Origin of the sequence: uncultured Shewanella sp. (assembly GCF_947495455.1) — a bacterium.
GTDB lineage: Bacteria > Pseudomonadota > Gammaproteobacteria > Enterobacterales > Shewanellaceae > Shewanella.
Map to the genome: position 1 here is coordinate 1 of NZ_CANLZC010000097.1, position 23,191 is coordinate 23,191.

A 23,191-nucleotide genomic window follows, 5' to 3' on the forward strand; every position below is an offset into this window, starting at 1 on the left:
TTCAATGTTAAGAGATGGCGTTTTGTGGAAAGCATCAAAAGCTTGAAATTAACGATTGACACCATAGTCTCTTGTTATGTTTACAACTAAAACAATTGTAAGCCATCATATGGTTTAATTTTTTAAAGACTCCAGACGGTTAGTTAAATTACCTACATGTAATTCTAATTTGTGACCATTTGGGTCTAGGAAATATAAGGAATTACCCTCACTTTTATTTTGCTTCCATTGTTTAGCACCTGAACCGAGAATCTTGTCTTTAGCCATTTTAAAATTAGTATCGGGTACATCAAATGCTAAATGACAATAGTCGTTTGAAGGAGAAGCTTTATCAAGTGAAAGGCAAAACCATAAATGATTTAAAGAAAGGTATGCACCAGTTAACCATTTTGCATGTGGAACCATACCTAAAATTTTCACATAAAAATCGAAGGACTCTTCTAAATCATTTACTGCGATAGTGATGTGATTTATGCCGTTTAACACGAACTTTCCTTGTAAACATAACGCCCCAGTAAGCGGTGCAAAATAGTTGGCTACAATTAGCGAAGAATGAGCGCAAGCCAACTGTTTTGCGTCCGTTCTTGACTGGCTTGTTAGGCCTTTTAGGCGCCGCGAAATTTTTCCACCAAATACGAGGGAATTGGCCGGATAAACTTGTAAATAATGTATGCCAGAATAACTACTACTAGAGCAAACCCTATGGGCAAAACGACGCCAAATGTGGGAGACATGCCAATTACAAACCCAAGATAATACTCTGAATGATAAATAGGTAGAAATAAGGCTATAACCAACAAACTTGGAGCCATAAGCGATGCTACTTGCTCAAAACCATTTACAAAAGATACCGACAATACAATTCCGTAGAGTAACCCGCCGATAAAACCTAACTTAACACTAAGCGAATAACTCCCTTCCTCTCTCTTGTGGGTCATGCTGAGCAAAAGCCAGCTAAGTACCGGCAGAAGAATGCCTCCCCACCAATTTGAAATAGCGGGTAAATCACTTCTATGCAGTAAATGGTGGCTTGGGACACCGCCATTACTATGCTGCCACAATAATAAACACCAAATAAATACTGCAATTACAATAGTAAAATAAATCCTAAACGGATTTTTTTTGAATATCTCCATATCAAAACTCCTTTTAATGCTCGTTATCTGAATAGAGGCCTAACGCTAACCGTCAGCCGCTGGAGCGATAGCGGAGGTCGGCTGGACGGGCTTGTTATGAGTTTCTTTCACAAAAATAGCAATTGGCTCTGCAATTAAATGATCCTGGTTGAATAACATGCCACCTTTTATTATTAGCCTCCCCTCTTGCTCAAGAAAGAAACTTACTTCTAAGTCTCCAGCTTGGTAGTAACGATTAAAATTATTAGGACTTATAAAGCTTCCATCAACATGCAAGCTTTTCCCAGGAAGTATTTCAAAATATTCAACATCGGGCTTGTCGCCAGACCTGCTTCCGAGAATGAAACGGCCATTTGCCATTACTGTATCAGTCATCGGTGTAAGATCTGCAAGCAACTGGAATGAACCGATTGTCTTTATTCGAATTGTTTGTTCGGTTTCATTAAATATTATAAAACCAAATCCGGGTAACCGTGTTTTAGATGATTCATGAATGACCTCAGGGTCAGTTAGTTTTTGATAGTTAATTATTGCGAATGGCATCGCCGCTAAGACAGCTAGAAATGCAATGAGAGTTGTTATCACCCACTTCCAGTGCACTTTAAAGAAATCGATGGTTGCAGAAATTACTCTAGCCAGCAACGGACGCTTCATATCACCACCAATAATAACCGCTGATGAGTCTGCTTCATTTTCATAAGGGATGTATTCCCCTTCGTACCAATCCTTAAGCTTCTTTAGCATAGTGGTTTGAATACCTCTTACTCATAACCTTTGTATAATGCGCATGCGCGTTTATCATGTCAGACCAGTACTCTTGTTAAAACATCTGGCACACTACTCACATACTGTATTGCATAATTTACTCTATTAAGTATGAAAACCAATAACTTCACTATCACATCACCCAGCAACATACCCTCAAACCTTACTCATGTAAACAAATTGTTTAAAATCAAGTGAGATCAAAGTGAACTACTTGATATCACTCACAAGTTTATCTTTTCGCTAAAAGAGAATCCAACGCCCCCCCTAGCATTAACAAAGCACTTTTCTTTGTTTAGCCTTAAACAAAATATAGAATGTAGGTAGCTGTTTTAGAGTAGATTAATAAATCACAGCCCGTTCGAAGAAATCCACTGACTTTCTCTTTGCTTTTGATTTTTTCTTTTGCTCTTAACACCCCGTGTAGATGCACCTGCTAGTTTCGGTTTCAGGGATGAAACCGTAAAGCGGCCATGGATGGCTTCACAGCGTCTCGCAGGGGCATCTGCACAAAAGCCTGCGGCAGGCAATTAATATAATAAAATGACAAACTCAATATAATCCAACTCAATACGTTAAACGCTAGTTTATGATCCCCTTCTGTGGATGGGAATCCACGATCTTTACCCTGCCGGCAGGTAATTGATCCCCATAACAGTGACACATTGAAAAAACACTGGCCAATAAAGCCAAACGATAATTTGTTACACCACCTTTGTGAGTGTAAAACTCATAACCTTCACCCTGCTGGCAGCAATTCAACTCAATATCACCAGACACTATTGAAGGCCACACCTGTAAATGGCCATCAAGCTTACTCTGGATGTGGATTGGCATCCCTATCCACCTCCTTATCCTTTACCCTTTATCAATGGTATTGGCCGTTTTGGTGAGCATCTCTCGCATCCACCGATGGCCGGGATTATGCTGCAGCAGCGGGCTCCAGGCCATGGTAAGTTCAATGGGCAAAATATCAAAGGGCGGCTTCACAATCATCACCTTAGGATTAGCCTGTTGCAAACGCGCCATTTTACTGGGCACAGTGGCAATGAGATCTTGTTGTTCAGCCAAGGAGCACGCCGCTTGATAATGCCGTGTAAACACAGTAATACGGCGCTTTTTACCAATACGGGTTAAGGCTTCATCGACCCAACCTAGGCGCTGCACATCCGCAGGATCCATGCCCACGCCCACGCCCATACCGGTTTTACTGACCCACACATGGTGCGCCTCGAGATAACTGTCAAGATGAAAATCATTGAGCACGGGATGGGTTTTATTGATCACACAACTAAAATCATCTCGCCATAACACTTTTTGATGAAAAGATTGCGGAATATTGTCAAAGCGATTAATGACCATATCCACCGTGCCTTGCTCTACATCGGGAAAATTCACATCACTGGGGGTCATGATATCCAAAATAATATTGGGCGCTTCACTGCGAAGTCGGTCGATCAATAGCGGCAGTAAGGTCGCTTCTGCATAATCACTGGCCATGATGCGAAATACGCGGTGACTTCTGGCGGCATCAAAGTCTGCTCGCGGCTGAACGGCTTTTTCCAGTTCAATCAGCAGCGAGCGAATGGCGGGCTCCAACTCCTTTGCACGCTCGGTGGGCGTCATTCCTTGGCTGGTGCGAATAAGCAAAGGATCATTAAATAAAGTTCTTAGTCTTTTCAATCCATTACTCATGGCAGGCTGACTGATCCCCAATTGATCTGCCGCACGAGTCACATTCTTTTCACGTAACAATACATCTAGATAAACTAATAAATTCAAATCAATACGAGATATATTCATAGGGTAAATACCGAAAATACAAACTATAAATTAGACTAATTTAGAGCAATATAACTACTATTTGATGAGTAATCAAACGCTGCTAATCAACTTGTTAAAAAAGGAATTATTATGTCGAACTATAGAAACCAGATAGATAAAGCTGCAAGCTTGATTAATGCTGAAGGAGCGAGCTGGAACGCAATCAATGCCGATGCCGTTGCCCGCATGAGAATGCAAAATCGCTTCAAAACCGGTTTAGATATTGCTCAATATACCGCCGACATCATGCGTGAGGACATGGCAAATTATGACGCAGACTCATCACTGTATACGCAATCTTTAGGCTGTTGGCATGGTTTTATCGGCCAACAAAAAATGATCTCCATCAAAAAACACCTGTTAACCACTAAACGACGCTATTTGTATTTATCTGGCTGGATGGTGGCCGCCCTCCGCTCTGAGTTTGGCCCGCTGCCCGATCAATCTATGCATGAAAAGACCTCCGTTGCGTCATTGATCAAAGAGCTTTATACCTTTTTACGCCAAGCCGATGCCCGTGAACTTGGCGATCTGTTTCGCCAACTCGATATGGCGCCAAATCATGAAAAACAAGCCATTCAAGCGAAAATCGATAACTTTGAAACTCATGTTGTGCCCATCATTGCCGATATTGATGCCGGCTTTGGTAATGAAGAAGCCACCTATTTAATGGCAAAACAAATGATCGAAGCTGGCGCTTGCTGTATTCAGTTAGAAAATCAAGTCTCAGATGTGAAGCAATGCGGCCACCAAGACGGTAAAGTCACTGTGCCCCATGTGGAATTTCTCGCCAAAATTAATGCCGTGCGTTATGCCTTCTTAGAACTTGGCATTAATAATGGTGTCATTGTCGCCCGTACCGATTCTTTAGGCGCTGGCCTGACGCAAAAAATTGCCGTCACTAACTCGCCGGGTGATTTAGGCGAGCAATATAATGCCTTCTTAGCAACCACAGAAGTCAGCATGGATGACATCAGCGATGGTGATATTGTCTTTAAGCAACAAGGCAAACTAGTCAAGCCTGAGCGTTTACCTAACGGATTATTTAAATTTAGACAAGGTACAGGGGAAGAAAGGTGCGTGCTTGATTGCATTACGGCCTTGCAAAATGGCGCCGATTTACTGTGGATTGAAACAGAAAAGCCCCATGTGGCACAAATTGGCGCTATGGTCGATGCCATTCGCCAAACCGTTCCCAATGCTAAATTGGTTTACAATAACTCCCCCTCATTCAATTGGACACTTAATTTCCGTCAACAAGTGTTTGACACCATGAAAGCCGCAGGCCAGAACATGGGCGCTTATGAGCGCGCTGATTTGATGAATGTGGAATATGACAACAGTGAATTAGCACAACAAGCCGATGAAAAAATTCGCACTTTCCAAGCCGATGCGGCCCGTGAGGCAGGCATTTTCCACCACTTAATTACCTTACCGACTTACCATACGGCGGCCTTATCGACAGATAATTTAGCCAAAGATTATTTTGGTGACATGGGCATGTTAGGCTATGTGGCAAATGTGCAGCGCCAAGAAATTCGTCAAGGCATTGCCTGTGTGAAACATCAAAACATGGCAGGCTCTGACATGGGCGATGATCATAAAGAGTACTTCTCTGGCGATCAGGCACTGAAAGCCTCTGGTAAAGACAATACCATGAATCAATTTTAATCGATAAAGCTTATCCTTATACTCTAGATCTTGGCTTTAGATCTTGATTCTAGCTCTTAGCTTTAGCTCTTGACTCTCAAATGAGAGGTGATGCTCCACCTCTCATTCTGCGTTGTAAATAGATTGCATTTCAATACTCATTTTTATCCCTTTGTTTACAAAAAATCTTTAATTACGTCGGCAAACAAACAGGCTCATTGGTTTTTTTCGCTCAAATCCCCCTGTGATAGCGCTTATATTTCAAACAGTCATTTAAACTGTCACTTCGCACTCAATCATTTTTAAAACCAATATAAAACAAATAAAAAACAGCGCATTAACATTAACTAAAGAAGAAATCTTCTTGATAATCAGGACTATTTTCCCTAATCACGGCTTTTATTTTTGTTGATAGTTTGAACGCTAAGTATTAGTATACGACTCCATTAAAAGGACTTTGTGGCCTTTCATGCCATTTTGCAGTTAAGTGATTTATGCCATTGACATCAAAAAAATCCCGACAAAAGAAACATAAAATAAACACAAAAGAAACACTGAATGGAAAATCCAGTTCGAGTTTCTCTTACTCTCAAGCAGGAATATTTGATGCCAAACAAGCAAGCTATGCCGCACTCGCTGCAGCTCACACCAACAATAAGCATTTATTATGTCTAACAAGTTTGAAAGCTTGTTTTTATAAAGAAAAAAAATCATTAAGTCGGCTATTTACCTTATTACCCGCCTTTTTAAAAACCAAAATGGCGCATTATGTCAATCATGCCATTGACTCACACTCCTTTCATGTCGTACGGAGCGCATCATGACCTTACCGCATTTTTACAGTTATATTGACGGTCAATATTTAGCCAGCAACAAGAGTGATCCTATTGCTGTTACCAATCCCGCAACGGGTGAAATTATTTATCATGTCGACACCTGTGATGAAAAAATCCAACAAGCCGCCATAGACAGCGCAAAAAAAGGCTTTGCCATTTGGTCAACAATGAGCACGATTGAACGAAATCGCATTCTTCTCAAAGCGGCCAGTTTATTACGCCAACACAATGACACATTAGCCGAAATAGAAGTGAAAGACACAGGTAAACCTTGGCAAGAAGCCAGTGTGGTTGATGTGGCCACAGGTGCAGATGCCATTGAATTCTTTGCCAATATTGCTGCAGGCCTAGAAGGCAGTCAGCAACAAGTTGGCAATGATTTTTATTACACTCGCCCTGAGCCATTGGGCATTTGTGCCGGTATTGGCGCCTGGAATTACCCGCTACAAATCGCCTGCTGGAAATCAGCACCGGCACTTGCCGCCGGTAATGCCATGATTTTCAAACCCTCAGAAGAAACCCCCTTAGGCGCATTGAAGCTTGCAGAGATTTTTACTCAAGCAGGTTTACCCAATGGCGTCTTTAACGTTGTTTTAGGTGATGGAAAAATTGGGCAATGGCTCACAGCCCACCCCGATATTGCCAAAGTCTCTTTTACGGGGGAAGTGGGTACAGGTAAAAAAGTCATGGCCTCAGCGGCCAGTAATCTAAAAAGCGTGACCATGGAATTAGGGGGTAAATCGCCACTGATCATCTTTGATGATGCTGACATCGATAATGCCGTATCCGCTGCCATGCTAGGCAACTTTTATACTCAAGGGGAAATTTGTACCAATGGAACACGGGTATTTGTACATGACAATATTTACCCTCAATTCATCGAAAAGCTAAAGCAAAGAACCCAAGACAATATTGTTTGTGGCGATCCTATGGATCCGTCTACCAATTTTGGCGCACTGATCTCAAAAGCGCATCAAGAAAAAGTCTTAGGTTATATCAACAAAGGCATTGAAGAAGGCGCAACCTTACTCACAGGAGGCCGTGCTCTACAGCCTGACAATGCCCCTAATGGCTATTTTGTTGCTCCCACTATTTTTACGAATTGTTCAGATGACATGACCATTTGTCGTGAAGAAATTTTTGGTCCAGTGATGTCGGTACTCACCTTCAGTGACGAAGACAATGTCATTAAGCGAGCAAACAATACCGAAATGGGCTTAGCCGCTGGGGTCTTTACTCAAGACATTACACGAGCTCATCGCGTTATTCATCAATTACAAGCCGGCATTTGTTGGATCAACGCCTATGGGGCTTCGCCTGCAGAAATGCCTGTTGGCGGTTATAAGTTGTCGGGGATCGGCCGTGAAAATGGCACTGAAACCCTGAAACATTACACTCAAACAAAAGCGATTTATGTGGGACTCGCGTCCCTAGAAAGTCCATTTTAAGGATCTGTTTTGATAGGCTCAACTAATCAACATCATTACGACTATATTATTGTTGGCGCAGGCTCAGCAGGATGCGTATTAGCCAATCGATTATCGGAAGATCCCAACAATCAAGTGTTACTATTGGAAACCGGTGGCAGCGACAAAAGCATTTTTATTCAAATGCCTACCGCCTTATCCATTCCAATGAATACCAGCAAATACGCATGGCAATTTGAAACTGAACCCGAACCCTTTTTAAATAACCGCCAAATGCACTGCCCTCGCGGTAAAGTGCTGGGAGGATCTTCATCCATTAATGGTATGGTCTATGTCCGTGGCCATGGGAAAGATTTCGATGAGTGGCAGCAACTGGGCGCGACGAATTGGGATTATGCTCATTGCCTACCCTACTTTAAAAAAGCTGAGACTTGGGCCTTTGGTGGAAATGATTATCGAGGAAATGCTGGCCCCCTTGCCGTGAATAACGGTAATGAAATGAAAAATCCGCTGTATCAAGCCTTTGTTGATGCTGGTGTGGATGCGGGCTATTTAGCCACGTCAGATTATAATGGGGCCCAGCAAGAAGGTTTTGGCCCTATGCATATGACGGTAAAAAATGGCGTGCGTTGGTCCACTGCTAACGCCTATTTACGTCCTGCCATGAAACGCAGCAACTTAACTGTCATCACCCATGCTTTGGTGCATAAAGTCCTGTTGAAAGGAAAGCAAGCTAAAGGTGTTCGTGTTGAACGTAAAGGTAAAGTAGAGAATATCTTTTGCCAAAAAGAAGTGATCTTAAGTGCAGGCTCTATTGGCTCACCGCATATTTTACAGTTATCGGGTATCGGCGATGCCAATAAACTGAAGCAAGCTGGTGTCGAGCTGATCCATGATTTACCGGGTGTGGGCCAAAATTTACAAGATCACTTAGAGTTTTACTTTCAATTTAAATGCTTAAAACCCATTTCACTCAATGGTAAGCTCGATCCTCTCAATAAGCTGTTTATCGGTACACGTTGGATTTTAAATAAAAGTGGATTGGGCGCAACTAACCATTTTGAATCTTGTGGCTTTATTCGCTCAAAGGCTAACCTTGAATGGCCGGATCTGCAATATCATTTCTTACCCGCGGCTATGCGCTACGATGGTAAAGAAGCCTTTGCCGGCCATGGTTTTCAAGTGCATATTGGCCATAATAAGCCTAAAAGTCGTGGCAGTGTGGATTTAGTCTCAAAGGATCCTCACATCGCTCCCCGCATTCAATTTAATTATCTTGAGCATCAAGACGATATTGAAGGCTTTAGAGCTTGCGTGAGATTGACTCGTGAAATCATCAATCAGCCTGCTCTTGATGACTATCGCGGCGAAGAAATTCAGCCGGGCTCACATATTCAAACCGACGAAGAAATTGATGCCTTTGTCAGAAGCGCTGTGGAGAGTGCCTACCACCCTTCTTGCTCTTGTAAAATGGGCCTTGATAACATGGCCGTAGTGGATCCCGATACAAAAGTTCATGGCATACAAGGGCTGCGCGTCGTCGATTCGTCAATTTTCCCCAGTATTCCCAATGGCAACTTGAACTCACCCACAATCATGTTGGCTGAACGTGCGGCGGATTTGATACTGTCTCGTCCTATGCTAAAGGCTGAAAACCACAAAGTGATCCTTGCCGAACCATTAGAACAACAACGCTCTCACACACCAAAAAGGAATACAAACCCACACTCATAATAAAAATAATAAGGTTACACGCCAAGCCTGTTGAATCCATTTGATATGTGCTTTCAATAGGCTGGGCATCACACTTTCAGCAGTTAACCTTTATCTTGTTTGGCCTTAAAAAAACAAAGCCCAAATAAGGTTAACTCACTTCTATACCCAAGCGACCTAAAATGATGCAGTCAGGTCGTTTGGGTATAGAAGGATATCATTTGATATTGAATAACCACTAATGAATAACAAACAAAGGATCACACTTGATATTACTTCAACTTGTTCAAAAAAGGAGGCTAAAATGACACTTTGGTTATCAATGGGCATTATTTTTACCCTCATCGCCATTGCTTTTGTGCTGTATCGCTGGGGCAATGTAAAATGCGTCGGCACGAACCCCGTTGGCACCTTCACTTTTATCGCAATCTTGTTCACTTCGGGTTTAGATGTGGGCTTGATCATGTTCCCGCTCACGGAATTTGCTGGGTACGCCGATGTGGCAGCCAGCCCTGAATACGGCTTTACTAATCCTCTGGCCATTGAATTTGGTTTTTGGGGATGCCTCATTTGGGGGTTTTATTTCCTCACTTGCTTCTATTTTTGTGTCATCGAACCTAAGGTCAAATTCTTTGAAATAACATGGGTTAAACTGATTAATAATGTCGTTATTATTGGTACCTGTGCCTTTACTGCCTATTTATTGTTATCAAACCTACCTTGGTATTTACCTGAAGTTGGTGATGGCAGTACTATCGTTGCAACATTCTATTTAATTGTGTTTGCGGTTATTGCAGCAGCGGTTTATTCCAGTATCAGCCTTAAGTATGTGCGTATTTTAAGTCTAGGCAGTACTTGGTTGTTTTTAAGCTTAATTGCCATCATGTGGGCAGGTGCCTTTTTATCGCCAGAGTCCAGTGTTAAAGAATTCTTTAGCACCTTAGGTTTAGTTGGAGGCTATTTTTCTAACCTGAACCATTTCGTATTGCCGCTTAATGACTACCATGAGTTTTATCTTCTTTGGTGGTTTGCTTGGAGTATTATGATAGGTCAATTTACCTCACGCTTTGTCGGTGGATTAAAAGCCTATCAAGTACTTATCGCCATGATGATCTTTCCGTCTATTCCTATTGCCATTTGGTTTACCGTACTTTACTACTACAGCACTCATGGCCTGAATACGACAGGGTTTTATAATCTTGCTATGGTGGTCGTCGGTATTACTTTTGTGATCAACTCACTGGATTCTTTGATCCGCTTGTATACCGATAACTTAAATTTCACCGTTGAACGTTTAGGTAAGTGGAATTACTTTATTGCCAACTTAATCTTAATGTCAGGGCTGACTTTATTGTTCCAACTTAATTTCTTAGAAATTGAATGGATTGGCGCCTTAAATATTGGCCTGTTTTTCAGCTGCACCCTTTATATGCTTCACCTGCATTACACTAAAGGCCTTAGCATTCGTAAACCTCTAACGACAAATTAATAAAAAACAAAACTAACAATTAATAATAACAATTAAGTGCTCAGTTCAATACAGGATAACCTGTATTGAACTGCCTGCGAGACATCATTTTCCACTCAATATAGATGATAAAAATAAAATGAAGAACAAGCTAAAAACAAAAATCAGCAAAACGCTTTTAATGCTTTCCACAACGGCTTTATTAGCGTCAACTTCAAGTGCTTATGCGGCGTTATCTTCAACCGTAACGGCCACCTCTGACTATATGTTTAACGGTGTGAGTCAAACTCAAAATAACCCCGCTTTACAAGCCAGCCTTGATTATGCAGCAAATGCGGGTTGGTACCTTGGTGCCTTCGCCTCTAATGTGGATTTTGGTAGCGGTGACGACACTTGGTTGGAACTTGATGCCTATGCTGGACACTATTTTCAGCTCACCGATAAATTCAGTTTAGACGCAGGTCTTGCCTATTATACTTACCATGGTGATGACGCTTCAAGCGACTACAACTACCCTGAGCTTTACACTAAATTTGGCTATGACTCATCTATCGGTCACAGTGAATTAAACTTTTGGTACACTTGGGATTATTTCGGCTATGGTGGCAGTCATTATATCGGCATGATCGCCCATACCTTTACGCTGGCTGAAGGCCATGATATTCGCTTCAGCTTCGATCGTTCAACCTCTGGTGATAAAGATAAATGGCTTTGGGGAGACGATCGTGCCTATAACCATTATCGCATCGCCTATATGACTAATGTGAAGTCATTTGACTTAACCGTTTCCGCAGAAGACACCAATATGGATTTAAATGTTTCTGGAAAAAATGTCTCAGATCCACGTTTTGTGATCTCTGTTGCCAGAACCTTTAATTTTTAATGTGAGTTAATCGCATCAATCAGTAACCCATAAAGTGAATATCGACCGCTCATCAATAGCTTACAAAATAAAGATGCGTCAATATTCACTTTTCTTTTTTGTTAAATTAAAGCTTAACATTCAACATTAACATTTGAGTTTAGACCCATTTTCAGTATTTGACTTCAATATTGCTCGCAAGTCAAATTCAAGCGTCACCCGCTTGGCATCTTCTCTTCTTCATTAATATTTATTCACCCATTTATTTAAAGGAGGATAACCAACAATCAAGGACACATAAATATACAAACAAAGTATTATTAATTAACAATGAATAGCATTTAAATCAGCAATTAAAACATTAAACATAACTTAATCGGATTAACAAGGGGATTAAATTTAAAGTTAAGTAAATTATTTGGTGAAAAATACTTAATAAATATAGCGTGGCCTTTGACATTATTTAGGTATCAATGTTCCAAACCTAAATAAATATAAATGAAATAATGATATGTCAGAGGTGAAGATGAAATTATCTAACATTGCTACACTTATAGCAGCAACTTGCTTGAGCACGGCCGCTTTTGCTGATATCGATAAACACCGTTTTATCATTAAAATCGATAATACCAATAAACCTATTGTCAAAGCACTGGCTAAAAAACTGGGCGCAACCATCAAAGTCGATGGTAATGGCTTTTTTTCTGCCAAATTTGACGGAAAAGGACTCGCCGATGTCAAAGGACTGTTAAACAATTCCAATATTCGGTTAATTGAAGTCGATCAACCCAGATATTTGCTCTCCTCTTCATCCAGCAGCATAGAAACTACGTCCACAACGACAAGTTATCAGGATGATAATGGCGATCCTATGGACACTCAGATCACCCCTTATGGCGTTTATCAAGCTCAAGCGGATCAAGTCTCTTTTAATAGCAATGCGGGCATTAAAGTTTGTATTATTGATTCGGGCCTAGATTCCACCGCATCTGATTTTAATTGGAATAACATTAGCGGTGATAATGACTCAGGCACTGGAAATTGGTATGACAATGGTGGCCCACATGGCACCCATGTGGCTGGCACAGTGGCCGCGACGGATAATGACATAGGTGTGGTTGGTATGGCACCTGAGGTCGACTTACATATCATTAAGGTCTTTAATGAAGACGGTTGGGGCTACTCTTCCGATCTGGCCAGTGCCGCACAGCTTTGCCAAGATGCAGGCGCCAACATTATCAGTATGAGTTTAGGTGGCAGTGGTTCGAGCACAACCGAGTCAGAGGCTTTTCAATCTTTTGCCGACGCAGGTGGACTGACCGTCGCCGCAGCGGGTAATGATGGCAATAGTAATCGCTCCTATCCTGCGGGATATGATTCAGTGATGATGGTTGGTGCAGTAGACAATGATAATAGCATTGCCGACTTCTCTCAGTATCCCAGTTGTTCCAGTAATCAAGACTGTGTCGAAATTACAGCAGCTGGGGTCAATGTCCTTTCTACTTATCCTGAAGGCACTGCAACCATGGCCTTTTTAACTGCCGATGACGTGAATATTGAAAACACAGCCATGGAAAATACCGGTACTGTGACAAACGCGGCCAGTTACTATATGGGCACAGCAGAATCGGTTGACACTAATGCAAACGGTAAAGTGTGTCTTATCGATAGAGGCAACAATTCCTTTTATGACAAAGTGGCTAATTGTGAAGCTTCCGGCGGGCTAGGCGCCGTTATTATCAATAACGAATCCGGCGCATTAAGTGCCACTTTAGGAGACGATAATGACACTAGTATTCCTGCAACAGGGGTCGATTATGACGATCGCAGTGCTGTGTTAAGCGCATCGAGTTTTAGTCTTAATATCGGTTTGGGAGATTATGGTTACATGAGTGGCACTTCCATGGCCACGCCTGCTGTCTCAGGAGTTGCCGCATTAGTTTGGTCCAATCATAACGAATGTTCTGGTGAGGAAATTCGCAATGCATTGACTCAATCTGCCTTATATCCAGGCACAGATGCATCGGCACATGATGTGTATTACGGCTATGGGATTGTCCAAGCCGCCAGTGCAGATGAATATTTAACCAGCAATCCTTGCACTGGCACAACGTCAGAGTAGTTCATTCTCCTTTCACAGTGATCATGAGAGCAAAAATCATTTTGCTCTCATATGAGTAACCGCTTGATAAGGCATTAAGTATTAAACGTTAGGCAAAAAAGTCTCAATCACTTTTTGCTGCTGCCGCTTTCCATCAGGATCCTGTTGGGTTTTAATCTCACAGAAATCCTTGGCCCATTGTGATGTTCTCATACGCACAGGCGGCTTATCCATTGCGATACAGTCAAACACCACTTGCGCCACTTCTTCGCTGGTTTGATATACGCCATCATCACTGCGATTTTGAGCACCTTGAATATATTGCTCTAAAATCGGTTTATATTCATCCTCTCGCATACCGCCAGATGCTTGAAATTGCCCTAAGACATTATTGGCAAACTCCGACGCAATCCCACCTGGCTCAACAAGTGTAAAGTTCACATTAAAACAAGGCTGAATATAACTTGCCATGGATTCAGTGTAACCTTCGACAGCAAATTTTGCTGCGCAATAAATCTCATTAAAAGGTTGCCCTACCAGTCCGCCTACAGAGGAGATATTGATAATATGCCCAGCTCTTGCTTCACGCATAAAAGGGAGTACCGCTTTAGTGCAACGGATCACCCCTAAGAGATTAACATCTAACGCCCATTTGATCTCTTCTTCTGTCGCTTGCTCTGTGGTTCGAATAAAACCCGCTCCGGCATTGTTAACGAGAATATCAATTTTACCGGCCTCTTCTATAACCCGATTAATACAAGCCTCAACACTACTGGAGCTCTGTACATCGAGTGGTTGAATAATGAGCGTTTCCTCTATATTCACCCCCTGCTTATGTGCTTCATCCAATAGTGCTTGCTTCTTGTCAAGGTTTCTCATGGTTGCGTAAGTCACTATTCCTTGCTTCGCTAACATGATTGATAAATGCAGCCCCAATCCTGACGATGCGCCAGTCACTACAGCGACTTTAGCCATTGTATCTATCCTCACTTATTCGTTTTTATCATTATTCATTAACCTACTCTTTATCAGTATAAAAAACGATATAAATATTGTTAATATACACCTCATATCACATTTATTTTTTTCATTTCCTTGAACTTGCACAAGTCTTAATCACTACTTACCCTTAAGTCATTACTCAATGGTTTTTTAATCGTGCCGAGCTGCATTCCTATTTCTCAATATTAAAAGGCAATCAATGGAAAGTGAACAAACATTTTTACAGTTTAATGGGATCAAAAAAAGTTACGACCAACACCAATTAGTCGTGAAAGATTTTAATCTCAATATTGCCGCAGGGGAGTTTGTCACTTTATTGGGCCCTTCAGGCTCAGGAAAAACGTCAGTATTAATGTTAGTGGCAGGCTTTGAAGGTGTAACCAGTGGGGATATATTATTAAATGGCCACTCCATAAAGCGCCTAGCTCCTCATGAACGTAACATTGGCATGGTCTTTCAAAACTATGCCCTTTTCCCTCATATGACAGTCTCACAAAATCTCGCTTACCCTTTAAAAGTCAGAAAGTGGTCAACAAAGAGGCGAAAGCAGCAAATTAACACCTTTCTTGACATGATTGAAATGACAGATTTTGCTCACCGATATCCCAGTCAACTCTCCGGCGGACAAAAACAACGTGTCGCATTAGCCAGAGCCCTCATTTTTGAACCCAATTTAGTGTTAATGGATGAGCCTCTAGGCGCATTAGATAAAAAGCTTCGCGAGCAAATGCAGCTGGAAATTACTCAATTACACAAAAAACTAAAATTTACTGTCCTATATGTGACTCACGATCAAGAAGAAGCGTTGACCATGTCAAATCGAATTGCCGTCTTTAATCAAGGCATAGTGCAACAATGCGACAACCCCCACATTCTCTATGAACAACCAAGCAATGCATTTGTCGCCGACTTTATCGGTGAAAATAATATGTTAAAGGGTCATTGCATACATCAAAATAAACAAGAAACTCGCGTTATGCTCTCTAATAATCACCTTATTAATGTCAATACCAATCAAGCGTTACAGCCCAATCAAGCCTGCCTCATTTCAATTCGCCCCGAAAAAATCACTATGCTTCCCATAAAGGAAACAACAGACGAAATTTCACCTAACCCCTTCATCGTCTCCTTTTCTTTTAAACATTATGTCGGTGATTGTATTCGTTATTATTTCACGCTCAATGATAAAAATACCAATAAAGAACAGACCATTATAGTCAAAAGCCTGAATACTCATCATCCACTTAGCTTGGCCCCAAAAGACAAAGTGCAACTTACTTGGTCAGTGAAGCATGCTCATGCCTTTCCATGTGACACTTGAGAATGACATAGAATGACATATAAGAGCCTTAAAACTCGACTACACTCCATTTAGCAGATGTCTCTTAATTAAGGAAATGATAATGCCCTATTTGATAATATTCTCCCTGATTATTTTTTTTAACCCATTAATCATTCCCGTTTTTGCCAAAGATTCACCCTTAACGGTTGTCTCTTTTGGCGGTGCTTATGGCGCTGCGCAACAAAAACACATGATCGATCCTTATATGGTAAAAACCAAACAAACCCTATTATTTGACAACTATTCCGGTGGAGTAGCGGAAATGAAGGCGCAAGTTGAAGCCAATAAAATATTATGGGACGTTATCGATATTGAAGCCATTGATTTAGATCGTGCTTGCAGTGAAGGCTTACTGGAAGTGCTTCCACGCAATATTTTAACCAAAGGCAGTAACGGTACTCCCGCCAAACAAGACTTTTTGCCCTTAGCATTAGCCAATGAATGTGGTATTGGGATCATGGTGTGGGCTAATATTTTTGCCTTTAATAAAGAAACAATCGGCGACAATTACCCCACCAGCATTAATGATATCTTTGACACAGAAAAAATTCCCGGAAAACGGGCTTTACGTAAACGCCCACAAGTGAACTTAGAATGGGCTCTGCTGGCCGATGGGGTTCCAAAAGCACAACTCTATGACATCCTTGCCACTGAAAAAGGTCAACAAAGGGCTTTTGCTAAACTCGATACCATCAAAGATGATATTATTTGGTTTAACAGTTGGTCTCAAGCACCACAATTGCTTAATGATGGCGGCGCTGTGATTGTTCAATCTGCCAATGGTCGCATTTATGATGCCATCGCAAAAGATAACAAGCCTTTTCAAATCGTCTGGGATAACAATCTGTATGATATGGATGTATGGTCAATTGTCAAAGGGAGTCAGCATAAACAAGCTGCCTTAGACTTTATCGCATTTGCCACTGGCTCTAAACCCTTAGCCGGTATGGCTGATATTGCTTACGGCCCTACTCGAAAGTCCTCTATGGCTTTTGTTTCTCCCAAAGTGATCCCCTTTTTACCCAGTTCCCACATGCCAAAAGGCGTAAAAGTCGATTCATTTTTTTGGAGTGATTATGGTGAGGCATTAGGCGTCAAATTCAACCAATGGCTATTGAAGCAGTAAGCCGCAGTGTTAGCTAATATGGGATATGTTTTCGTTAAAATAATAAGCATCACCTTTATCACTATATCCTGCGTTATCACTGCCAGTATCGCAGAAGAGAAGGCATTAACCCTAGTTTCATTTAAAGGGATCTCTTCAGAAATACAAAGCAAATATATGATCGATCCTTATATTGAGCAAACAAAGCACCCAATCCTTTCAGAACATTATTCTGGTGATATTGCAGAAATCAAAGCGCAAGTTGCATCGAATAACATACGCTGGGATATCGTTGAGATCGCTGCAATGGATTTGGAGCGAGCATGCAACGAAGGAATACTTGAACCTTTGCCTAAAACAATCCTTTCCAAAGGCAACAACGGGATAGCAGCAACACAAGACTTTTTACTCGAAGCCTTATTCAGTGAATGTGGAATAGGCACTATGATACCCGCCTATATATTCGCTTTTAATGAACAAACCATAGGCAAAATTTATCCAAAAAACCTCAATGATATTTTTGACATAAAAAAAATTCCTGGAAAACGTGCTTTTCGTCAAAGTCCACAAATCAACTTAGAATGGGCACTGCTGGCAGATGGCGTCCCCAAAGAAGTACTTTACCAAACCCTCGCCACAGAACAAGGCCAACAAAGGGCCTTTGTTAAACTCGATAGCATTAAAGAACATATTATCTGGTTTAATCACTGGTCCCAAGCGCCAGAGCTGCTCGATGTCGGCGGTGCAGTGATTGTTCAATCTGCCAATGGCGATATTTATCATGCGATAACCCAGAAAAAAAAGCCCTTTCGAATAGTTTGGGACGATAATATCTATGACCTCAATATGTGGGGCATTGTTAAAGGCACAAAACATAAACAAACTGCCTTAGACTTTATTGCCTTCGCCACGGGGTCTAAGGCCTTAGCCAGCATGTCAAATATCGCTTACGCGCCCACGCGAAAATCATCTATGACCTTTGTTTCCCCCAACGTCATTCCATTTTTACCCACAACGCACATGAAGCAAGGTTTAAAAGCCGACTCACACTTTTGGAGTGACTATGGTGAAACATTAACGCTCAAGTTCAACCAGTGGCTGTTAAAGCAGTAAACCGACTGAATGCACTAAGGTTATGAAGAAGGTATAGGAAAGTGATTACGCACAAATACCCTCATAGGGTTCAATATAAGGATAAGCCAATATGCGTCATATTTTTTTCAAGGTTATTATCATCTTTTTCACTATATTTAGTTTTATCAATCGCAGTATCGCAGAAGAAAACACGCTAACCGTTGTCTCTTTTGGTGGCGCTTATGGCGCCATACAGAAAAAATACATGATAGATCCTTATATGGAGAAAACGAAAAACACCATACTGTTTGATGATTACTCTGGCGGCGTAGCAGAAATTAAAGCACAAGTTAAAGCCAATAAAATCCTCTGGGATATTGTGGATATTGAAGCCATTGATTTGGAGCGTGCTTGCAGTGAAGGCTTACTTGAGGTGATCCCACGAGATATTTTACCTAAAGGCAAGGACGGCGTATCGGCTAAACAAGATTTTTTACCCGAGGCCTTAGCCAATGAATGCGGTGTAGGGGTTATCATCTGGGCTAACATTTTTGCCTTTAACAACAAGACCATTGGCAAGATCTATCCCAAAACCATTGAAGACGTTTTTGATACAAAAAAAATTCCCGGAAAACGTGCTTTACGTAAACGCCCACAAGTCAATTTAGAATGGGCTCTACTCGCTGACGGTGTCCCTAAAAACAAGATCTACCAAGTACTCGCAACAGAAAGTGGCCAACAAAGAGCCTTTGATAAGTTAGATACCATTAAAAATGACATTATTTGGTTTAATAGTTGGTCTCAAGCCCCTCAATTACTCAATGATGGCGGTGCCGTGATCGTTCAATCTGCTAATGGACGTATTTTTGATGCCATCACCAAAGATAACAAACCTTTTCAAATCGTCTGGGATGGTAATTTATATGATCTTGATGTGTGGTCAATTGTCAAAGGCAGCGAACATAAAAAAGAAGCGCTGAACTTTATTGCTTTTGCGACCAGTACGCAACCTTTAGCAGGGCTGGCCGATATTGCCTATGCCCCCACTCGACAATCATCCATGGATTATGTCTCTCCTAATATCATTCCTTTTTTGCCCACAACACACATGAAGCAAGGTTTAAAAGCCGACTCACTCTTTTGGAGTGACTATGGTGAATCATTAGGCGTTAAGTTCAACCACTGGCTATTAAAGCAGTAAAACCTACAGGGTGCACTAACATTATAAGGCTCGTGTAGAAAACTGATCACACGCTAATCCCCTCACAGGACTCAACATAAGGATAAGCCAATATGCGTCATCTTTTTTTCAAGGTTATTATCGTGGTTTTCGCCATAGTTAGCTATATCAATCACAGCATCGCAAAAGAAAACACGCTAACTCTGGTTTCTTTTGGCGGTGCTTATGGCGCCATACAAAAAAAATACATGATAGATCCTTATATGAAAAAGACTCAAAACACCATATTGTTTGATGCTTATTCTGGCGGCATTGCAGAAATTAAGGCACAAGTTGAAACCAATAAAATCCTCTGGGATGTCGTAGACATGGAAGCCGTTGACTTAGAAAGGGCCTGTAGTAATGGGCTATTAGAAATCATTCCCAAGACTATTTTACCTAACGGCAGTAATGGCACCCCCGCTAAAGAAGACTTTTTGCCCGAGGCTTTAGCCAATGAATGCGCTGTTGGTTCGCTGATCTGGTCAAGTATATTTGCGTTCAACAAAGAAACCATAGGTAAACTTAAGCCAACTCATGTTCAAGATGTATTCGATACAACAAAATTTCCAGGAAAAAGGGCATTAAGAAAGCAGCCTCAAGTTAACTTAGAGTGGGCACTATTAGCCGATGGCGTGCCTAAAAATGAAGTATACCGTGTCTTAGCCACAAAAGAAGGACAAGAACGCGCCTTTGCTAAATTGGATACCATTAAAGATGACATTATCTGGTTTGACAGTTGGTCTCAAGCACCAGAACTGCTCAATGATGGTGGCGCTGTGATGGTTCAATCCGCCAATGGACGGATTTTTGAATCAATAACGAAAGACAAAAAACCCTTTGAAATTGTCTGGAATGGCAATGTCTATGATCTTGAAGTTTGGGCTATCGTAAAAGGAAGCAAAAAAAAGCAAACTGCATTGGATTTCATTGCGTTTGCAACAGGAACAAAACCATTATCAAACGTCACTCAAATCGCTTATGGACCCACACGGCACTCATCAATGGCACTAACGCCACCGGATATCATTCCATTTTTGCCCACAACACACACCAAACAAGGTTTAAAAGCCGACTCACTCTTTTGGAGTGATTATGGCGGCTCATTAGGGGGCAAATTCAACCAATGGCTTCTAGAGTAATACCCATGACTCAGGCTAATATGGCACTCTCTGGCGATGAAAAAGCCGCTGCCCGTGCAGAGCATCACCATCATCAATGGCTGGCTTTTTCATTAACACTGCCTTTAATTTGCTTTCTCGTTTTTAGTTTTATTGCCCCTATTGCCACACTCTTATTTCGCAGTGTTTATCACCCAAATGTCCAACAGCTGATCCCTCATACCATAGCATTACTGAATGAATGGCAAGGTAAAACACTCCCCAATGAACAAGTCATGACTCGAATGGCACTGGAATTAAAAACCCTTGCCAGCAAGAGACAAGTCGGTCAATTAGCACAAGCAATCAATCGAAATTTACCCGGCGCCGCTTCTTCAATCAAAATAAGTGCAAGAAAATTAAATAAAATCGATGATGAAACATTACTCCATCAGGGAGAAGCCTCCTTATTAAAAAGCCATCCCGCATGGAAGAAGAAAGCGACTTGGCTTGCCATTAAAGCAGCAGGTCAAGTCTTTACCAGTCAGTATTACTTAACGGCATTGAGCCTTGAAGAAAATCCTCAAGGAAACATTCAATTTAACCCCGAAAATAAACTGTATATTGACCTTTTTTTCAAAACCTTAAAAATGGCGCTCATCGTTACAGGCTTAACCTTACTATTAGGCTATCCATTGGCCTACTACTTGGCACATGTTCCAAGTCGCACTGCCAACATATTATTTATCTTTGTCTTATTACCGTTTTGGACATCTATATTGGTGAGAACCACAGCTTGGATTGCGTTACTGCAAACCCATGGTGTCATCAATTCGACATTACTTTGGCTCAATATTATTCAACACCCTTTGCCACTGCTTTACAATCAATTTTCAACGATTCTGGTCATGACACATATCCTCTTACCTTTAATGATCTTACCTTTATATTCTGTTATGAAAGGCATTGACCCTTACTATGTGCGCGCAGCGAGTTCATTAGGCGCAAAACCTACCCGAGTGTTCTGTACTGTCTACTTTCCCATGACATTTCCAGGTGTCAGTGCCGGTATTTTGTTAGTCTTCATTCTTTTTATCGGCTATTTTATTACTCCCGCATTAGTCGGTGGAACCGATGGTCAACTCATCTCAAATATCATCGCGTTTCACATGCAAAAATCCAATAATTGGGCTCTGGCATCGGCATTAGGCGCCTTATTATTGCTGTTTATTATTGTCCTGTATTGGGTATTTGACAGGTTAACCGATCCAAATAAACTCAAATTGGTATGATGTTATGGCTTATTACCCTAGCAAGTCTAACTGGTCACAAAAACTCTTTTTTATTTTATTAAAGCTCTTCGCTTTCTTAGTGCTCTTTTTTCTTATCTTACCTCTGCTCATTGTTATTCCATTATCATTTAATGCAGAGCCTTATTTTAGTTTCACTCAAAGTATGCTCAATCTGGATCCCAATGCTTACTCACTAAAGTGGTACCAAGCCTTTTTCACCACCCCCATTTGGTTAACCGCCATAAAAAATAGCCTATTGGTTGCCGTCATCAGTACTTTCCTCGCCACCCTTCTCGGCACACTTGCCGCTTTGGGGTTGAACGCGCCTTCAATGCCTTTTAAACGCCTCACTATGGCGATTTTTTTATCCCCTATGATAGTCCCTTTAATTATCACGGCTGCAGGCATGTTTTTCTTCTACGCGAAATTTAATCTGGTTGGCAGCTATTTAGGCTTAATTCTCGCGCACACTTCATTGGGGATCCCGTTTGTGATTATTACTGTCAGCGCAGCATTAAAAAACTTCGATCAAAGCTTATACAATGCCGCACGCTTATGTGGTGCAACACCGTTAAAAGCATTTTTTACCATTACCTTTGTGCTCATCAAACCAGGTGTGTTATCAGGCGCACTCTTTGCTTTTGTCACCTCTTTAGATGAAATTGTGTTAGTGCTTTTTTTAGCGGGACCAGAGCAACGTACGATTCCAAGACAAATGTTCTCTGGCCTAAGAGAGCAAATCAACCCGACTATCCTCGCCGTTTCCAGCATACTGACACTCACAACATTGTTACTTCTCATCATTCTATTAATGCTGCGTCATCGAGAAAAAACAGATGAGTCAATATTAGAATAGACTCGTTGACATGTTAAAAAACAGGTGAATCAATTTTGTCAAGATGGCGTAGTAGCCTAGTGTCTAAGCGTCGTAGGCAGCCAGTAACCGCCGTTTCTTACCTGTATTTCGAAAGAAAATCCTCGCGCTCGTTAAGCAAAAATATGCTGATTTTAAACCCACCGCTTTTCATAGCGATAAACATTTAGCGGTTAAGTCAAGTGTTTACTACCTTAAATATTCAAATTTATAATTAAAATTTAAATATTCTGTTGCTTCCAGGCTTATTAAATGAGATTTCAAGACAGTTGACTAACTCATCTACAATACCATTGTCTACATGTTCAGTTTCAATAGCATGATAATGAAGAGGTATAGTGAATTTGGCCACCTACTTAGAGACTGTATAATCAGTTTCATATCAATATAGGTGACACAAT

General features: G+C 41.3%; 19 protein-coding genes and 1 pseudogene. 14 read left to right on the top strand and 6 right to left on the bottom strand.

Annotation, left to right across the window (positions count from 1 at the left end):
- Positions 1-86: 86 nt before the first annotated feature.
- From Q0791_RS19665 to Q0791_RS19685, 5 genes and pseudogenes are all read right to left on the bottom strand, one after another.
- Positions 87-486 (bottom strand): annotated as a pseudogene (locus Q0791_RS19665) (VOC family protein).
- A 119-nt stretch (positions 487-605) separates the two neighbouring features.
- Positions 606-1,136, bottom strand: a complete 531-nt coding sequence (locus Q0791_RS19670; RefSeq protein ID WP_299010150.1) for a hypothetical protein — start codon at positions 1,134-1,136, stop codon at positions 606-608.
- A 45-nt stretch (positions 1,137-1,181) separates the two neighbouring features.
- Complete coding sequence (locus tag Q0791_RS19675) at positions 1,182-1,880, bottom strand: hypothetical protein (RefSeq protein ID WP_299010153.1); 699 nt, start codon at positions 1,878-1,880, stop codon at positions 1,182-1,184.
- A 603-nt stretch (positions 1,881-2,483) separates the two neighbouring features.
- Positions 2,484-2,738, bottom strand: a complete 255-nt coding sequence (locus Q0791_RS19680) for a hypothetical protein (protein ID WP_299010156.1) — start codon at positions 2,736-2,738, stop codon at positions 2,484-2,486.
- Positions 2,739-2,759: 21 nt separating this feature from the next.
- On the bottom strand, positions 2,760-3,704 hold the full coding sequence (locus Q0791_RS19685; RefSeq protein ID WP_299010159.1) for a LysR family transcriptional regulator: 945 nt from the start codon (positions 3,702-3,704) through the stop codon (positions 2,760-2,762).
- Between the two features lie 111 nt (positions 3,705-3,815).
- Here Q0791_RS19685 and Q0791_RS19690 point away from each other — a divergent pair, with 111 nt between their 5' ends.
- The 7 genes from Q0791_RS19690 to Q0791_RS19720 all read left to right on the top strand — a co-directional run bounded on the left by Q0791_RS19690 (position 3,816) and on the right by Q0791_RS19720 (position 13,803).
- Positions 3,816-5,396, top strand: a complete 1,581-nt coding sequence (locus Q0791_RS19690) for an isocitrate lyase (RefSeq protein ID WP_299010161.1) — start codon at positions 3,816-3,818, stop codon at positions 5,394-5,396.
- A 473-nt stretch (positions 5,397-5,869) separates the two neighbouring features.
- On the top strand, positions 5,870-6,199 hold the full coding sequence (locus Q0791_RS19695; RefSeq protein ID WP_299010164.1) for a hypothetical protein: 330 nt from the start codon (positions 5,870-5,872) through the stop codon (positions 6,197-6,199).
- Positions 6,196-7,659: a betaine-aldehyde dehydrogenase gene (gene betB / locus Q0791_RS19700; RefSeq protein WP_299010167.1), complete on the top strand. Its 1,464-nt coding sequence runs from the start codon at positions 6,196-6,198 to the stop codon at positions 7,657-7,659. Before Q0791_RS19695 ends, betB begins: the two co-directional genes overlap by 4 nt.
- A gap of 12 nt (positions 7,660-7,671) precedes the next feature.
- Positions 7,672-9,372, top strand: coding sequence for a choline dehydrogenase (betA, locus tag Q0791_RS19705; protein WP_299010204.1), 1,701 nt, complete (start codon positions 7,672-7,674; stop codon positions 9,370-9,372).
- A 283-nt stretch (positions 9,373-9,655) separates the two neighbouring features.
- Positions 9,656-10,840 (top strand): BCCT family transporter, encoded by a 1,185-nt coding sequence (locus Q0791_RS19710; protein WP_299010170.1) that lies wholly within the window; start codon positions 9,656-9,658, stop codon positions 10,838-10,840.
- A gap of 118 nt (positions 10,841-10,958) precedes the next feature.
- Complete coding sequence (locus tag Q0791_RS19715) at positions 10,959-11,702, top strand: TorF family putative porin (RefSeq protein WP_299010173.1); 744 nt, start codon at positions 10,959-10,961, stop codon at positions 11,700-11,702.
- A 505-nt stretch (positions 11,703-12,207) separates the two neighbouring features.
- Complete coding sequence (locus Q0791_RS19720) at positions 12,208-13,803, top strand: S8 family serine peptidase (RefSeq protein WP_299010176.1); 1,596 nt, start codon at positions 12,208-12,210, stop codon at positions 13,801-13,803.
- Positions 13,804-13,884: 81 nt separating this feature from the next.
- Here Q0791_RS19720 and Q0791_RS19725 read toward each other — a convergent pair whose 3' ends face one another.
- On the bottom strand, positions 13,885-14,757 hold the full coding sequence (locus tag Q0791_RS19725; RefSeq protein WP_299010179.1) for an SDR family oxidoreductase: 873 nt from the start codon (positions 14,755-14,757) through the stop codon (positions 13,885-13,887).
- Between the two features lie 226 nt (positions 14,758-14,983).
- On the opposite strand from Q0791_RS19725, the gene Q0791_RS19730 reads away from it, so the two are divergent.
- The 7 genes from Q0791_RS19730 (at position 14,984) to Q0791_RS19760 (ending at position 22,772) form a co-directional block, all read left to right on the top strand.
- Positions 14,984-16,105: an ABC transporter ATP-binding protein gene (locus Q0791_RS19730; RefSeq protein WP_299010182.1), complete on the top strand. Its 1,122-nt coding sequence runs from the start codon at positions 14,984-14,986 to the stop codon at positions 16,103-16,105.
- An 82-nt stretch (positions 16,106-16,187) separates the two neighbouring features.
- Positions 16,188-17,252, top strand: a complete 1,065-nt coding sequence (locus Q0791_RS19735; RefSeq protein WP_299010185.1) for an ABC transporter substrate-binding protein — start codon at positions 16,188-16,190, stop codon at positions 17,250-17,252.
- An 18-nt stretch (positions 17,253-17,270) separates the two neighbouring features.
- Complete coding sequence (locus tag Q0791_RS19740) at positions 17,271-18,344, top strand: extracellular solute-binding protein (protein ID WP_299010188.1); 1,074 nt, start codon at positions 17,271-17,273, stop codon at positions 18,342-18,344.
- 91 nt (positions 18,345-18,435) lie between these two features.
- Positions 18,436-19,506, top strand: coding sequence for an ABC transporter substrate-binding protein (locus tag Q0791_RS19745; protein WP_299010191.1), 1,071 nt, complete (start codon positions 18,436-18,438; stop codon positions 19,504-19,506).
- Between the two features lie 92 nt (positions 19,507-19,598).
- Positions 19,599-20,666 carry an ABC transporter substrate-binding protein gene (locus Q0791_RS19750; protein ID WP_299010194.1) on the top strand — a complete coding sequence of 356 codons (1,068 nt, stop codon included), beginning with the start codon at positions 19,599-19,601 and terminating at the stop codon, positions 20,664-20,666.
- Positions 20,651-21,916 carry an ABC transporter permease gene (locus Q0791_RS19755; RefSeq protein ID WP_299010197.1) on the top strand — a complete coding sequence of 422 codons (1,266 nt, stop codon included), beginning with the start codon at positions 20,651-20,653 and terminating at the stop codon, positions 21,914-21,916. The genes Q0791_RS19750 and Q0791_RS19755 overlap by 16 nt, the downstream gene beginning before the upstream one ends.
- 4 nt (positions 21,917-21,920) lie before the next feature.
- Positions 21,921-22,772 (top strand): ABC transporter permease, encoded by an 852-nt coding sequence (locus tag Q0791_RS19760; RefSeq protein WP_299010201.1) that lies wholly within the window; start codon positions 21,921-21,923, stop codon positions 22,770-22,772.
- The last annotated feature ends 419 nt before the right edge of the window (positions 22,773-23,191 follow it).